Annotated in this window: 10 protein-coding genes and 1 pseudogene; 3 read left to right on the top strand and 8 right to left on the bottom strand. The window is 39.9% G+C overall.

All coding sequences use genetic code 11. The features are described from left to right. The 3 genes and pseudogenes from ABWO41_RS07000 to ABWO41_RS06990 form a co-directional block, all read left to right on the top strand. Positions 1–797 (top strand): annotated as a pseudogene (locus ABWO41_RS07000) (glycosyl hydrolase 115 family protein); the annotation flags it as partial. Between the two features lie 26 nt (positions 798–823). Continuing rightward, positions 824–1,921: a glycoside hydrolase family 43 protein gene (locus ABWO41_RS06995; protein WP_353135529.1), complete on the top strand. Its 1,098-nt coding sequence runs from the start codon at positions 824–826 to the stop codon at positions 1,919–1,921. 87 nt (positions 1,922–2,008) lie between these two features. Continuing rightward, positions 2,009–2,989 carry a Fic family protein gene (locus ABWO41_RS06990; RefSeq protein WP_353135526.1) on the top strand — a complete coding sequence of 327 codons (981 nt, stop codon included), beginning with the start codon at positions 2,009–2,011 and terminating at the stop codon, positions 2,987–2,989. Positions 2,990–3,427: 438 nt separating this feature from the next. On the opposite strand, the gene ABWO41_RS06985 is transcribed toward ABWO41_RS06990, so the two are convergent. The 8 genes from ABWO41_RS06985 to ABWO41_RS06950 form a co-directional block, all read right to left on the bottom strand. Continuing rightward, entirely contained in the window at positions 3,428–5,815 is a 2,388-nt protein-coding gene (locus ABWO41_RS06985; protein WP_353135523.1) for a glycoside hydrolase family 127 protein, read from the bottom strand. A gap of 256 nt (positions 5,816–6,071) precedes the next feature. After that, positions 6,072–6,902 (bottom strand): formylglycine-generating enzyme family protein, encoded by an 831-nt coding sequence (locus ABWO41_RS06980; protein ID WP_353135520.1) that lies wholly within the window; start codon positions 6,900–6,902, stop codon positions 6,072–6,074. Between the two features lie 109 nt (positions 6,903–7,011). Then, the gene (locus ABWO41_RS06975; protein ID WP_353135517.1) at positions 7,012–7,773 is read right to left on the bottom strand and encodes a glycoside hydrolase family 11 protein; all 762 of its coding nucleotides are present in this window, start codon (positions 7,771–7,773) and stop codon (positions 7,012–7,014) included. 178 nt (positions 7,774–7,951) lie between these two features. Then, positions 7,952–9,484, bottom strand: a complete 1,533-nt coding sequence (locus tag ABWO41_RS06970; RefSeq protein ID WP_353135514.1) for a hypothetical protein — start codon at positions 9,482–9,484, stop codon at positions 7,952–7,954. 27 nt (positions 9,485–9,511) lie between these two features. Further along, the gene (locus ABWO41_RS06965; RefSeq protein ID WP_353135511.1) at positions 9,512–11,878 is read right to left on the bottom strand and encodes a Plug domain-containing protein; all 2,367 of its coding nucleotides are present in this window, start codon (positions 11,876–11,878) and stop codon (positions 9,512–9,514) included. 13 nt (positions 11,879–11,891) lie between these two features. Beyond that, positions 11,892–13,040 carry a DUF4249 domain-containing protein gene (locus tag ABWO41_RS06960; protein WP_353135508.1) on the bottom strand — a complete coding sequence of 383 codons (1,149 nt, stop codon included), beginning with the start codon at positions 13,038–13,040 and terminating at the stop codon, positions 11,892–11,894. Next, on the bottom strand, positions 13,037–15,805 hold the full coding sequence (locus ABWO41_RS06955; RefSeq protein ID WP_353135505.1) for a TonB-dependent receptor: 2,769 nt from the start codon (positions 15,803–15,805) through the stop codon (positions 13,037–13,039). The genes ABWO41_RS06960 and ABWO41_RS06955 overlap by 4 nt, the downstream gene beginning before the upstream one ends. Next, positions 15,805–16,361, bottom strand: a 557-nt coding sequence (locus tag ABWO41_RS06950) for a hypothetical protein (RefSeq protein WP_353135502.1), incomplete at its 5' end; no start/stop codon positions are given. The genes ABWO41_RS06955 and ABWO41_RS06950, both read right to left, overlap by 1 nt.

The following is a 16,361-nucleotide window of genomic DNA, read 5'->3' as shown; positions in this document are numbered from 1 at the left end:
CAACATTTAATACTTCATCGCAGGCGACACATTATATCGAGTTATTTAACAGAGGCGAGGCCAGTTCGAAATTCAATATCAAAGCGCCTAAGTATATACATTTATCTAAAACAAATGGTATTTTGGAGAATGACGAACGCATTACTGTTTCTATAAACAGGAACCTGGCTCCAAAGGGAATAAGCAATAGCAACATTATCATATCAGGAAATGATGGTAGTAGAATCACAGTACCTGTTACTATTGACAATAAATATACCGAAGTGAAGAATATATTTGTTGAGCAAAATGGGGTGATTTCTATGGAGGCGCCACATTATTCCAGAGCAAACCATAATCGCCCTTTTTTCTGGAAACACTTAGAGAACTATGGAAAGACCGCTGGCGGAATGACTGTTTATCCTTCTGCAGTTGCCGACCAGAAATTGGACAGCAAAACACCTTATCTGGAATATGATATATTCATTAGCAACAAGGGGAATTACACTTTGCACACATTGGTAAGCCCTACCTTAGATTTTAAAAATGGTGAAGGCTTAAGATTTGCTGTTTCTATAAATGATGAGCAGCCCGTAATTGTAGATATTACCAAAGACGATAATAAACCCGGCGTTTGGGACAAGGCAGTAGCTAATAGCATCAAAGCGTTTAAAACCAATTTCGAATTCTCTAAAACAGGAAAAAACACCATCAAATATTGGATGGTTTCTCCTGCAGTCGTATTACAAAAACTAATTTTAGATACCGGAGGTTTAAAACCAAGCTTTCTGGGACCAGAAGAAACATTTATCAATTAAATTTTGTCACTTATAAACTAAAACACATGAAAAAGAAACTTAGATTTCCATACGCACTTGCCTTTTTGGCCTTAGCAGGAATATCTTGTCAGAACAATAGCAAAAAGACGGGCCAACAAACAGCACAGGAAACAGCCGACACCTCCAAATTTCTAAGTCAGCCATTGGTTACTGATTTATTCTCGGCCGATCCATCCGCGCATGTATTTGAAGGAAAGATTTACATCTACCCTTCGCATGATATCGATGCAGGAACTCCCGAGAATGATAACGGAGATCATTTTGATATGCGTGATTATCATGTGTATTCTATGGATAGCATTGGCGGGAAAGTTACAGATCATGGCGTGGTATTGAAAAAAGAGGATATCCCATGGGCAGGCCGTCAGCTTTGGGCTCCTGACGCTGCTTTCAAAAACGGAAAATACTATTTATACTTCCCGATGAAGGACAAGGAAGATATCTTTAGAATTGGTGTCGCCACTTCTGATAAACCATATGGCCCTTTCAAACCAGAAGCTACACCTATAGCGGGCAGCTACAGTATGGACCCGGCAGTATTTACCGACACCGATGGTACTTCGTATATGTATTTTGGTGGAATCTGGGGCGGACAATTACAAAAATGGGAGAATGGCAAGTTTAATAAAAATGGTTCTATGACGGATTCCCAGAAAGAAGAAGAACCTGCTTTGAGACCTCGTATTGCAAAAATGAGTGCTGATATGCTAAGTTTTGCTGAACCGGTTAAAGAGATCAAAATCCTGGATAAAGAAGGAAAAGAACTGCTCACAAAAGATCATGACAGACGTTTCTTCGAAGCTGCCTGGATGCACAAATACAATGGTAAATATTATTTATCTTACTCTACAGGAGATACACATTTTATCTGCTATGCCATTGGTGATAATCCTTATGGCCCGTTCACTTACCAGGGAGTAATCTTAGAGCCTGTACAGGGATGGACAAATCATCACTCTATTGTGGAACACAAAGGAAAATGGTGGATCTTCTATCATGATACGCAAATTTCAGGGAAAACACATCTGAGAAATATCAAAGTTGCTGAACTGAAATACAATCCCGATGGAACTATTCAGACCATCAATCCGATGAGGAAGTAAGTTTTATAATTTTTTATACCGCACAGAACGCAAAGATGCTCAAAGATCGTTTTGAGGCTTTGCGTTTTTTATTTATAAAATTTATATTTGATAGTATCAAATGATAGTATCAAATTGAAACCTCCATATCAGATAACCTCTAAAATACTTTCTTTTATCTCATCTATTTCTCAAAAAATAGGGGAAATTAACGCCAAACATTTAGTTAAGGCAAATCCTCAACTTCGCAAACAAAATCAAATCAGAACCATCCATGCTTCTCTAAATATCGAAGGGAATACACTGTCGGAGGAACAGATTACGGCAATTCTTGAAAATAAGAGAATAATTGGACCGGAAAAAGATATTAAAGAAGTTGTAAACGCTCTGGCAGTTTATAAAGCGCTTAGCCAATTAAAACCTTATTCAGAAAAGGATTTCTTAAAAGCACATAAACTACTGATGACCGGATTAATTGAAAACCCCGGAAGATATAGGAATAAAAGTGTAGGTATTGTAAAAGGTACAAATATCGAGCATATAGCTCCTCCTTATGAAAATATTAGTTTTTTAATGTCCGATCTTTTCAAATATTTAAAGGACAAATCTGAATTAGCACTTATTAAAAGTTGTGTTTTTCATTATGAGATGGAATTTATTCATCCATTTTTAGATGGGAATGGACGAATGGGTAGACTTTGGCAAACATTAATTTTAATGAATGAATTACCGTTATTCGAGTTTCTGCCTTTTGAAACGCTAATCTCTAAAAATCAGGAAGAATATTATAAAGCACTTTCCACTTCTGATAAGCAGGGTAACTCTACTCCTTTTATTGAATATATGCTGGGTATAATTGATTATTCGTTATTAGAATTGTTAGAAAATAATTCAAAAAAATTAAATGAAACAGAACGGTTAGAAATATTTCTGGAAACAAACAAGCAAGAATTTTCCAGAAAAGATTATATGAAACACTATTCCGAAATTTCGTCTGCAACAGCAAGCAGAGATTTGAAGAATGGTGTTCAACTTGGCCTAATACAGAGGTCTGGTGATAAAAAAACAAGCCTGTACAGAAAAATATAACCAAAGAACGCCAAGTGCCGACCTGGGCTGTTCCATTGTTCCACCAGGTATGTCGAACTATAAATCGAGTGGATTTTAATCCACCTTATCACGAAATTTGGGAAGCATCAGACTAACATCCCCAATAGTATTATTTCATTTATATTCCTGGCAGTTTAACACTCTCAAAATTTTATGATACCTGGGCTGTTCGATATGTTCCGTAAGGGCATGTCGAACTATAAATGAAGCGGATTTAAATCCGCCTTATCACGAAATTGGAATGCGCAACATCCCGAATAACATTATGTTCCTGGCGGTTAACACTCTCAAAATTTTATGGTATATGAAAAACCGATGCCGGCAATCCTTCTTTATTATATAAATTTGCCTTAGCCGGATTATGGCCCCACCCGTATCTTAAACGTTTCGGATCTTTTATGTCATCATTCCACACAATCACCTTTCTTGATCCAACAATCTCACATAAAAAATTCTTGCTGTTGAATTTCCCTTCTTTGGCCGGAACTTTACTGTAATAAAGTTTTTAGATCGCAGCCATGTCACAGGAATCCGGTATTCTTTGTTAACAAACTTCCCTTCGCCCCACTTATCAACGACATTTTCTTCTATCAATACCTTATCATCAATTAAAATATCAAAAGCTTTGTTACCTGTTTCATTACCCCAATAGCGCACCATCAGAGATAAATTTGTTTTCTCTCTTGTATTGAGTTCGTATTGGAAATAACCACCTTCTCTTGCCTCTCGCCACGCTACCTGTTGATGTATACCGCGATGTGAATTCAGGTCCTTCATGACATGGTCCACTTCTGGTTGCTGCTCTCCGGTTTTCACAGCATCAACCGTCCTCCTATCCAGTTCCAGCTTTTCCTGTTCATCCTTTTTCTTCTCTTCAAGCAGCTGTTGGTATCTTCCGCTGTCTGCCGCCAGCCAGTAAATCATATAACGGCTGTCGTGTATACGATAAAAAGGTTCCAGAACAATATCTTTATTCTTTTCTGCAAAGAGTGCCGGTACTGTATAGCTCAAAGGTTTATCCGCAACAGGTTGCATATTGTTTAATTTTTTTAAAATATCATCTCTTTTTCCTATCAAATGTGGGGTCTCAAAAACGGAAACCAGTGAGCCACTCGCAATATGCGCCCACCTGCTATCATCGGCTATTAAACCTCTGAGATCTTGCGTACCTGCTTTAGCTCCCATTAATATAGGTCCACGCAAGATAGACACATAGTCGGGTACCGTATTCAATTCTTCCAATGTAACTTTCATCGGAGTCCTAATTTCCACTATATCCCCATCTCTCCATTTTCTGTTTATGGTTACGTACGATGACGGGGACGATTCCATCGCGTAGTTTTTACCGTTTACCATAACTGTCATTTCTCCTTTTCCCACCCAACCCGGATACCGAACCAGAAGTGCAAACTGTACAGGTTTCTTTATGTTAACCTGTAGTGTTGAATGGTCTTCTTCCGGAAATTTAGTATGCTGTGTAAGCGTAAGGCCTTTTTCATTCCATGAAAGCTGAGAAGCCACAAAGAGATTTACGAACAAGGAATCTTTGGTATGGCTATAGATCATCTCTCCGTACTTACCATGGTTCTCCATTCCGGTACCCACACAGCACCACATAGCACTATTGGGAGCCGAGTAGACCCGATAATGCGCAGGCCTTGCCGGAGTAAAATATACATATCCACCATGTTCAGGATGTTGGGTAGAAAGGATATGATTGTACATAGCCCTTTCGTAGAAATCCATATACTTCGCCTGTGGTTCCATCCGGAAAAGTCCTTCGGTTAGTTTCAGCATATTATTGGTATTACAGGATTCAGGCCCCTCCCTTTCTTCCATATAACTGGAAATATCTTCCTGAGCCGGAAAATGTTCCCTTCTGCTGTTCCCTCCAAACGACAGAGAACGGTTATGTACCACTGTCTCCCAGAAGAATCTGGACGCAGTAACATATTGTGGATCTTTTGTCAGTTCTGCCACTCGCTGATAGCCAACTGCCTTTGGTACTTGCGTATTGGCATGTTTGTTATCCAGATTATCTTTTTTGCGAGCCATACTATCAAAAATCTCCTTATGGGAGAAACGCTTGGCCATTCTCAGGTATTTCTGATCTCCGGTTACCTGGTAGGCATCGGCATAAACTTCGTTCATACCCCCAAACTCATTGGCCAGCATAGATTCCATCTGTATATCATCAAGTTTATCAACAACGGAAATACCCCAATCACAGAACTCAAGAAACATTTGCCTTGCTTCCTGATTCCCACCATATAACCAGGCATCTCTTAAACCAGCATACATTTTATGCACATTGTACCATGGAACCCAGTACTTCCACACAAGACCGGTATTGCCTTTTTTAATTTCCTCCCAAAGCTCCTTTCCTGAAGGTACACCTCCTACATATCCGTTTCCATTCTTTTGCTGGCAACGTTTCAGTTCAGAAAGCATGTATTCCATTCTTTCTTTACATTCCATGTTACCCGTTGCCGCATAATGAATAGCCAGTGCAGAAAGGTAATGTCCCCCGACATGTCCATCTAGACCTATCCAGTTAGAAAAGCTTTTGGCTTTGGGATTGAGGCCGGCTTCTTTAAGGTATGGAGCCAGTAATCTATCTACGTCATATTTAAGGAGTACATGGATATTCAGGTCACAGGCATTCTTAAATGGACCATCTAACAATTTCACATTTCCCAGAGGGAATGTATTTTGGTACAGTAAATTTTGCGCTATTACTGTGCTTTCAAAAAAAGTTGTTAAACCAAGGACAATAAAAAATACATTCAGCTTATTCCGTTTCATTTTCGGTTAACGATTTATTAATTGTAACTTCTAAAATTCCCGTCAATCTTTACCAGGAAAAATTTCATCTAGCACATAATTCAGGTATTATTCCAAAGACAGTGTGATATGCCTTCAAGCCCCTAGTCTTATGTGTATAGCTAAATTATACACTTACGTCTCTAATCTGAAAAATAACTACCAGTAAAGCTGTCATTTAAACATTTGTTGTTCTTTTTTATTCAAATACATCATTGGAAGCATTTTATCGCATAAATTATATAGACCTGCATAAACGAAGACCCTGGTCTGCTCCTTTCCCGGTTGCTTCAAAACTATGTCTATCAGAAATCCGGCACCGGCTTTCTGCTCCCATCCAACCGCCACCTCTCTGGGATTTAAGTAAACCTATTGATGTTCGGTAATCCTGATACCAGTCTTCGCACCACTCCCTTACATTTCCAGACATATCATAAATACCCAATTCGTTGGGCTTTTTAACACCCGTTCTTTGGGTTGAACACTGATTGCTTTCTAAAATGATCCAGGACCACTCTCCTGTTAATTCTTTATTCCCCGAATTTTTCCAAAACCATGCAACCTCATTGATGTCATTACTTCCGCTATAGGTATAACCTAAACTTTCCTGGCCCCCGCTTGCGGCATATTCCCACTCCAACTCGGTTGGCAACCTGTACCCGTTGGCATTTTTCCTGACCTTTACTGTATATTTCAAGCTATCAAACTCACTTTTATTGTCTGTGTCTTTTTTCATCTTATCAAGCAGATACACAGGCTCCAACCCTTCTTTAAGGCTTCGTTTATTACAGTATTCAATACTTTCATACCAATTTATGCTTTCTACCGGTAGGCTGTCTCCTTTAAAGCCAGAAGGATTATATCCCATTATTTCCTGCCATTCTTTTTGGGTAACTTCATACTTACACATATAAAAATCGTTAACAAAAACTTGACTGTTATAGAGATTTGACTTCGTGTTTTTTGTAAATCCCCCTTTAACGAAAACAAAACCGGAAGGTACGCTCGTGTTGAATGTACAAGAGCTAATGCCAAACGTTATTGCCAGCAAACAATACAGGTATCTCATAAAGCTTTGTCATTAATCAGTGATAATATCCATATAATAATCAGGGGCTTATAAAAAACCAAAGTATTTTATAAGCCCCTTCAATTGCTTTTTTATAAATAGCGGGTTGTTATTGCTGCCATACCGATGCGTTTACATATCCGTTGCTTCCACCGTATGCTTCTGTTAACAGGATAGCTGCAGGAGAAAAGTCACTACCTAAAGACAAACCAGCTTGTTGCCATGCGTAGGCATGGTTACCAAAAGTGATTACTTTGTTCTGCCCTGTTGGAGCCTGCGAAGTGCGGGTGCTAAAAATTTGACGGAATGTCTGTGTTCCATCAATAGAAGGGGCATTGTAACGCATAGCTGTATAAATGTCATACTGTGCGCCATCAGACCAGAAAGAGCCTTTCTTTTCTCCGGTAGGTCTGCTGCTCCCCCATTTTTCATTAACATAATACTCAATAAGCGGGCTTCTCGTCCAACCGTAATAAGCCAATACTCCACCTCCGTTGCAGGTGTATGCTCCGCAATTATAACCTATTTTGCGGGTTGGCGATCCGTTACTCCATCCTTTTCCACAGGTAAAATTGCCTGTATAGTTCCAGGATACGCTATAATTACCTCCAGAACCATTGGTATAGGTCACATAACCGCTCTGGTCATCTTTCCACAACGACCAGAAATACCCATTATTGGTACCTGATTGATAAGATTGCACCTCTGCACTACCTTTAGAAGAGTTTTTTGCAATTGTAAGTTGCTCGTTTTCTGACACACCGTCTTTTTTACAGCTACTTAAAATTGTTGTACCTACAGCAATAGCTACTACTGCTGCATTTAAAGCTACCTTAAGGGTAGCTTTACTCCTTAGAGATTGTTTTTTCATAAAATATTTATAATTGATAATAACCTCAAAATAAATCAGTTAACAAAACACACAATAGCACATATCGATATTTTATTGGAACAAATGTTCTTGGTAGGAAGCAAGAGTTCTTCACAATCTTTTTTTGGGTATCTTCTGTGAAAAAAGACATATAGTTAATCATAACAGATATCTAATCTCATTTATCCAACTTTACTGAAACTATTGATTTTACTGGCAGACTTATGGTTACTGATTTTTTATCACTGCTAAGTACTACGCTTTTCTTTTCCATATTCTGTGTTTCTGTGGTTATCACGGCTCCGCCGCTTTTTACCACTACAGGCAAATTTATTTTGAGTGACACCGGTATATTCCCCCGATTAAGTGCTATAAAAGTTAAATCTGCACTGCCGCTGTAGGCTGTAATCTCTACCTCACTGTTATTAACTACATTGCCCACCTGTATGCGTTTTCTACCAGTGGCGTATTTGGCATAATGCGACAGTACATAACCCCGTTTCAGTACTTCGCCCATTGCGGTTCCTTTATCTCCATCGCCAAGCATGCTGTAAGAGCGCTTTAAGTACCACCAAAAATAGGCGTTGAAATTAGCTTTCATACAATCATTCAGTTCTTTAGCCAGTACCATGGCCTGATCCCAGCCCATTCCATTGTTAACTTCGTTCAGCAAGTGCTCTGTCATCCACATTTCTTTTCCTTTGGCTCTTGCCAGCGGATAGTCCTGCAAACCGCCCCCGTACAGGTGCCCACCAACAATATCAAGGTTATTTACCGCAACTGCATCGTTTAAAACGGGGTCTGTGTACATTTTCTTGAAGTTTACGGCTTCTGCTGCGAGTACTTTTGCATTGATGTTTGCCGCATGGTTCTTTATAAAGTCGAGTATCTGTTCGGGCGTCCATTCACAACCGTCATATTCCGGACTCCAGTCTGGTTCATTTTGTATAGATACCGCTTCTATATTTATGCCCTGGTTTTTCATATATGCCACGAAATCGTTGAGGTGAGCTACATAATCGGCATATTTCTCTGGGAGCAAATGTCCGTGAAGGTTGCTGTTGCTGCTTTTCATTTCTGCAGGTGGTGTCCATGGCGATGCCAGTATACGAGCTCCCAATGATTGCGCTTTTAGCGTAGTTGCCACGTCTCTGCTCCAGTCATTTTTATTGGGCCATATCATAATTCGCATCATATTATAGCCTAGCCCCTCCTGCGAATACATTTTTTCTACCTCTGCCAGAGACAACGTCCCGGCCGCCCATACATTGTTCATGCCTCCAAAACCAGTTACATTCTGGTAGGTTTCCCCGGGGTTTACGGATATTTCTATCGGTGGCAATGTTTCCTGTCTGATAGTTACGGTACTTTGCTCGCCTGTGGTTTTATTGGTGAGTGTAATTTTCTGTTCCCTTTCTTCGCTACTGACATTATCTCCATAGCTAAAAGTAATACGCGTACTGCTACTATGATTGGCACTGCCCCCATTTAAATAGGTAAATCCTGACAGGAAACCTTTTTCGCCAGTGCTTATTTCCCACTCGGCAAAAGCCCATTTTACCGTTATTTCTGCTTTGCCAGCAGTACTGGGTACTTTTATTTCTGATACGGTAAAACTGCATTGTGAATTTTTGGATACTTCGTCTTTCTTGTTACAGTTTAATAACAGCAATGATGGCAGGATGATTAACATGTAAAGCTTTTTTTTCATTTTTTATAGTTTTTATTTGGTAATTGTTTATTTCCGCTTTACGCCGAAAGTCGTTCTTGCTGTGCCTGTTTTTCCGTCTGCTGTTATCAATTGTATGTCTACTACGTATTTTCCGGTTACCTCTGAGGTAAAGAAGCTCACTATACTGTGTCCATTGGCATCTGTCTGGTTGGTTCCGCTCCAGAACAAGGTAGTACGGTAATCAGGCACACGGGAAAAGCCTGCATTGTCTCCTTCATACATAGGCGAATAAAATTCCCGATTGGTTTGCAGGCTCTCATAATCAAGTACAAGTGCTCTTTCTGATAGGTGATAACCTGCCAGATCACCTTTATAGCTATAGAAACTAGCTATACCGCTAAAGGTGTTCCTACCATAAGTATAGGTAGCAGGTATAAGCTCAAGGCGTTGTATTTTTCCGGGGTTTGTTTTTATGATGGTGTTTCCTTCGTCAAACAGTGGTACACCGTCTATCAGTACCAGAGGGGATTTATCTGAAAACTGCCCGGTGCTGTTGTCTAACATTCTGAGGTAGTAGTCTTTTTTTCGCAAGGCTACGGTTACTTCTGACACGTATTCGCGCAGTACTTCTTCCATAGTGGTAAATCTTACGTAGTCGTCTAACTTATACACTTTGTCTGGCTTATTATAGAAGCTGCGGGGTTGCGTCTGAATTGGCTTTTCCTTATTTAGCTGCCTGCTATAGTAGGCATTGTTTACTTGCATGGCTATGCTTTTCTCCAGCAAGATCTGTTGCTGCGGTTGCTTGTTGAACTGTGGGGCTTGCCATGTCGAAAACTTGTCTGAAAAAGGCGAATGGATTTCTATCTGCGACAAAGTATCTGTGCGGGTGTCTGTCTGAACGATAATCTCGTTTCCCCTGTAGAAATCTCTTATAAAAAAATTGAATTTTCCGTCTTTACGGGATAATGAGGTATAAAATTGTCCCTGTTGGCTGGGTACGGAGAGATAGACTTGCCCATTTTCTGTAGCATGTCCAGTTAGCGGGTTATACAGCTTGCCACTGATGATATGGCCTTCTGCTTCGGGCAGGTAGTCGACGGGATGTTTTTCCTGCCCAAAAATGTTCTCCCATTTAAACCGGCGCCATCCGTGTGTAAGCATCAGGTTGTCTGTAGCTTCTCCTGTAGGATCTTTCAGGTACCATACTGCATTTTCTATTTTTCCTTTTAGCTCTGAACTCAGCCATAACGAAGAAATAATGCTTTCTTCTTCGCTCATATCCCAGTCTGTTTGGTAAACAGATATGGAATAGTTTGTTTTTACCGGCAAACCCGCATGTATATTAAGCTGAACTTTCTCTTTGGGAGCATAGTCTTGTCTGTCTGTCTCTGTCCGGGCATTAAGTAGGTTAGCAGGCTTTTTAAAGTACAGGCGCTGACAAATAGCTGTTCCTTCAGAATTAAATAATGTAAAATGCGAGATACCGTCGCCTAAAAGGGATAGTGCTATCTGATGTATGTTGTCTATATCCTCTGCTGAGATTGCTTTAACATATACTATCTTTTGCCTAGTATGTACCAGCAAGGTATATTTTGCGCTTTGCTGCACCGGATTGCTCTGTAATAAAACAGATAGATATGCAGGATCTGTTTTCTTTATACTTATTACTGTACCTTTTTCAAAAATGGGTGGCAGGGATGTGCTAAATTCGTTTCCTCCTTTAGGCTTTATCAGTACTTTGTATTTTTCTGCTTTGTATGGACAGAAGTAAAAACTACCTATACCGAATTTTAACGGGGAAAACTTGCTTATGGTATCGTTATTATGGTTGAGTATGACTCCTTCAAACTCTACACTCTTACCCCGCTGGTCTACTGCCCTGAAAGCTATCCTGCTGGTTAAACCGTCTACCAGATTTCCGCCTTCCGGAAAAAAATGTACTCTATATATATTGTCATCTACTTTCTTTTCTTCGTTAAAATTCTCTTCTTTTAAAGTGTTATACACTGACAAATCTTTATGGTAGTAATAATCGGCTCCAAAGTTTTTCATCCAGCTGGTATAGGTCCTCAGCACATAGCTGCCCGAGTTTATAGATACCGGCAGATAAAATGTTCCTTCTCCTCCACCTTCTTTTAGGGTTACCTTGGTTTGCAATATGGGTTTGTTTTGGTTATCCAACAGTTCTATATATGCAACCTTGCTTATATTTACCGGACGGTTTGTATAAGCTTCCGTATTGTATATTTTAAACCAGATAATCTCTCCTGCCAGGTATGTATTTTTATCAGTATGTACATAGAGTTTTTCCTGAAAGTTATTTTGCAGATAATCTGTCAGGCGCTTCTTTAACAGGCTGGTATCTGCCGTTTGCGCATATAAACAGGCGATGCAGACTTGTAAACATAAAAGAATGGTTATCTTTCTCATATCACTCTATGCTTTAGTTGTTTGGCCAATAAGTTGGTTTTACATTGGATCCTCTTAGCCGGCAATCTATACAATCGTCCTTTGCCATGGTATAATTAATCCATATACTTCCATCGGGTTGAGGAAAACGGTTTTCAGAAATAATCAGGTTTTTACTTCCCAAATAGTACAGAAGACTATCTTTTGATGCCGTAAATGGTTCACATAGCTGCCCATACACCCAGTCTCGTCCTGCTTCCGGTTTGTCGCGGTAGCTTATAAACAGTCTCTTTTGTGATACCGTACCTGCACTGACCCAGCCAAGCACTTGCTCCTGCGGGTCGGAGGGATTGTATAGATTGCCTTTTAGTTCTGAGGGTTGTGAATCAAAGATACTGCCTATCTGCTCTGTATTTTTCTTCATGTTCTCCAGATATTGGTAGGCTTCCCGGGTTAATCCGTATTGTTTTACCAGAATGCTATAGAGATGAGCCACTTTTACTGAGTTTCCCTTGACGTGTAAAAGGGGAGCTAGTGTTACTCTATCTTCTGAAAGCCGTTCTGTACTACCCAGCAATATCCTGGAAGACAACCCGTCTACCCAGCAGTATTCTATGTTCACTGCAGGGTCTCTGCTAACTACTTCTCCGCTTTTATATTCATAGGCCGAGGTGAACGCTGATCTTATTTCCCACGTCTCTTGGTAATCCCAACTATAATATCGGGTGCTGTTGCGTTCGTCATGCGTATTTACATAGATCTGAAACCCCTTATCTTCTATCCTGAAGTTTACGCTGTCTATTTCCGGGGTTTCCTTGCCTTCCAGATAGTCTGTCTGATAGGTTTTTCCGTTGGTTACTATCCGTAATCTGTACTTTTCTTTCATACCCAGCGATTGTGTGGGCAATATGCACCTGCCTTCCCCATTTGTTGTTGCGCTCAGGCTTGTTCCACCATCGCCTTCAATAAATACAGTAGCGTTATTTTCGGGCTTTATGCTTTGCCAGTCTTGCAAATCGCCCGTGCGGCTTATGCGGATGGTGGTTTCACCACCTATATGAATAAATCCTTCTACTACCAGTAAATTACGGTAATGTGCTGATACTTCCGGTGTAAAAGGGTCTTTGCAACCGTAGCATATCAGTATATAAATAAATGGTGTATATCTTCGCAGTACTTTCATTTGAAACGGATATTATAGTTAATAAATGGAATTGCAGTACCGAAAACAGATAACTGATATCCCTTAATCAGCTTATTCTCACTGGCAAAAAAAGTAGAGAACACATTTTTCCGACCGGTAAGGTTATATATCCCGAATGTCCACGAACTATGCGTTAGCTGTGTTTTTTTATGGTTTCCCAGTATATTAAACGATATATCTGAACGGAAATAATCGGGTATACGGTATTGATTACGGTCTGAATAGAGCAAGCGCTGCCCTCCTGCATAATAGTATTTACCTATTGGTAGCGTTATTGGCCTGCCGGTGCTATAGGTAAGGTTTAAGGAAAAACTGACACGGTGTGAAAAACGATAATTACCTATCAGGGTAAAATCATGTGGCTTATCATAATTGGCTGGATAATACTTTCCACCATTAATAGAATTACTACCACTTACATCTTCTGTTTTCAATAGTGTTTTGGAGTAGGTATAGCTTAGCCATCCGTTGAGCTTTCCGGTAAGTTTTTTAACCAGAAATTCTATCCCGTAAGCCTTGCCTTGTGTTGGCAGCACATCTTGTTCTATTTTATGATTAAGTATTAAAACCGCCCCGCTCTTATAATCGAGAAAGTTGTTTATCTTTTTATGGTAGGCTTCTATAGATGTTTCTATAGTGTTTTCTTTAAAATTCTTATACAGACCTACTGAAACTTGACTGCCTTTCTGCGGCGCAATGTTCGCATCGCTTAGCTTCCAAACATCGGTTGGCGATATAGATGTAGTGTTGGAAAGCATGTGTATGTATTGTCTTTGAGTATTATACCCTGCTTTTACGGAAAAATCAGGAGTGATTGCAATTCTTGCCCCTAAACGATACTCGGGGCTGTGGTATGTTTTTATTGTCTTTTTACTACCGTAATTCTCTACCGTAACAATGTTTGCATCGGTTTTGTCGAGTCCATCTGCATAAATATTTACGTTTGCCGGTCCCAAATAGTTGAAAAACGAGTAGCGCAAGCCGGCGTTCAGAGTAATGGCTTCGGTTATATCGTAACGCTGTTCGGCAAATATAGCGCTTTCCAATGCCTGTTCCTGCGGCAGTATATCAGCCACTATCAAAGATTTATCGCTATAAGGTTCTAATGAACCTGGCTTATTACTGTAGTAAATAGTACTTGCACCAAAATCTATGTTGAGCTGGGCACTTGGATAATAATTGAAATTAGTTTTAAGGTTGGTTTGCTCGATACTGAACTTTAGCTTATAGTCTACATCGTCTTTATAATTGCTGTAATTGTTATAGCTGTACTTGTCGTATCCTCCGGATAATATCCCGTATAATTTATTGTTAAAAATGCGCTTCCAACGAAGGGAAACATTCTGATTTCTGTAACTGAATGTGGTATCTGTTGCGAGGTTTGATTGATCACTGCTGAAATAACCTGTAGCATAAAAGCTATTCTTATCGTTTTGCTGATGGCTAACGTGGAGGTTGATATCGTAAAAACTGGCTTTTGCTCCACGGTAACCAGACTTTTCGGGTAATAAATCGGCTATCCAGTTGGAGTAGGTAGTTCTTCCACCCACAATGAAAGATGTCTTATCTTTAATAATAGGCCCTTCAATATTTAAGCGACTTGTTATCAAACCTATTCCGGCGGTTCCGGTAAATGCTTTTTTATTGCCTTCACTGCTGTTTAGCTCGAGCACAGAAGAAAGCCTTCCGCCATATTTGACCGGCAAACTGCTTTTATAAAGCTGTACGTCTTTGATTACTTCGGGGTTGAAGGCAGAAAAGAAACCAAAAAAATGAGACGGATTATATATGGTGGCATCATTAAAGAGAATGAGGTTCTGGTCTACCGATCCCCCGCGTACATTAAAACCAGTACTGGACTCTCCTACCGACTTTACGCCGGGTAGTGTTAGCACTACCCTCAGTATATCTGCCTCGCCAAATACCGTAGGCACTTGTTTAATGGTTTTGATGTCCAGTTTTTCTATTCCCATTTGCATACGTCTGATGTTGGATGCTTTTTCTGTGGTAATTACTACTTCTTTGAGCGAGAGCGGTTCGTCTGCTACGTTTATATCCAGCTTTCCGTCGCCCTGTAACAGTATTTGCCGACGGGTGTCTTTCAATCCCACTGCTCTGATATTAAGTTCGTATCTTCCGAGGGGCAAGGTCAGAGAATAAAACCCAAATTCATTACTGATTGCTCCTATACGTGGTTTGTCTATAAAAACGGATACTCCCGGAACAGGCTCCCCGGTTTCTGCATTTTTGATATTCCCGGCAATAGTTACTGGTGTTTTTGCCGGTGATGTTTTTTTACCGATGATATATAGTTTATTTTCGAGCGTTGCTGCTACCTGAACTGTTTTAGCCGAAATATCTGCTGCTAGCTGTATTTCTTCTTTTAGTACTGCTGTTCTCGCCCTACCGGTAAATTGTGACGGGAGTTCGGTTAATATCTCTTTATCTTTAGTAAGAAAAACAGTCTTTCCATAAATAGCATACCGGAAATCTGTACCCTGCAAGGTTTTGTTCAGTATTTTTTTTAAAGTGGCGTTTTTCATACCGATAGTTACTGTCAGGCTGTCGAAAATGGTTTCGTCATAATAAAAACGATAGCTACTTTGTTTTTCTATATGTTCCGCAAGATCTTTTACAGAAGCATCCTGAAGGTTTATCCCTATACTTTCTCTCTGTTCCTGTGCCCAGCTTTGGCAGACTACAAAAAACACCATGATTATAAAAAGGGCTGTTACTTTCGTCATTATTGTTCCTTAAATGAGTCATGAAACTTTAACAGCTCTACCATGGCGTTTTCTTTGTCTTTCCTGAAGTTTAAGCGTTGTTGTTTTATAAATAGCTGGTTTTGCTGCCGGGTTTCTGACAGTTGTTTCAGCAGGTGGTTCTTGTTGTTGATGGGTATGTATACCGAATCTTTTAAAAGATAGTATTTATCCTGCTGCGATATTGTTCTTACTACCTTATGCTGATTGGTGGTTTCGGTTATTTTCTTTGTTCTTTTTACTAAAAGTTCTTTGGTTCCGCTATACAGCAGGTCATAATATCCGGGACTTATTCCGGTTACCGGTGTTTTTCCGGGTTTCAGATTAATAAATGTATGGTTATGTAAGGAAAAGGAGTCTATGTAATCAGGAGGAACCATGATACCTCCTACTTCATCAAAGTTTAGCAATACTAGCTGGTCGAGTACTAAATCGTAAAGGAGCGCCAGGTTCTCGTAAGTGAGTCCGTTATAAACAACTGTTCCTTTTGCATACTTGTTATTCCGGAAAAGAGCATGTCCGTTGCCGTCAAGCTTTA

The sequence above is a fragment of the Pseudopedobacter sp. genome, assembly GCF_040392825.1.
Taxonomy (GTDB): Bacteria; Bacteroidota; Bacteroidia; order Sphingobacteriales; family Sphingobacteriaceae; genus Pseudopedobacter.
The sequence above is the reverse complement of the archived record's forward strand: the minus strand, read 5'-3'. Positions and strand labels throughout refer to the sequence as shown.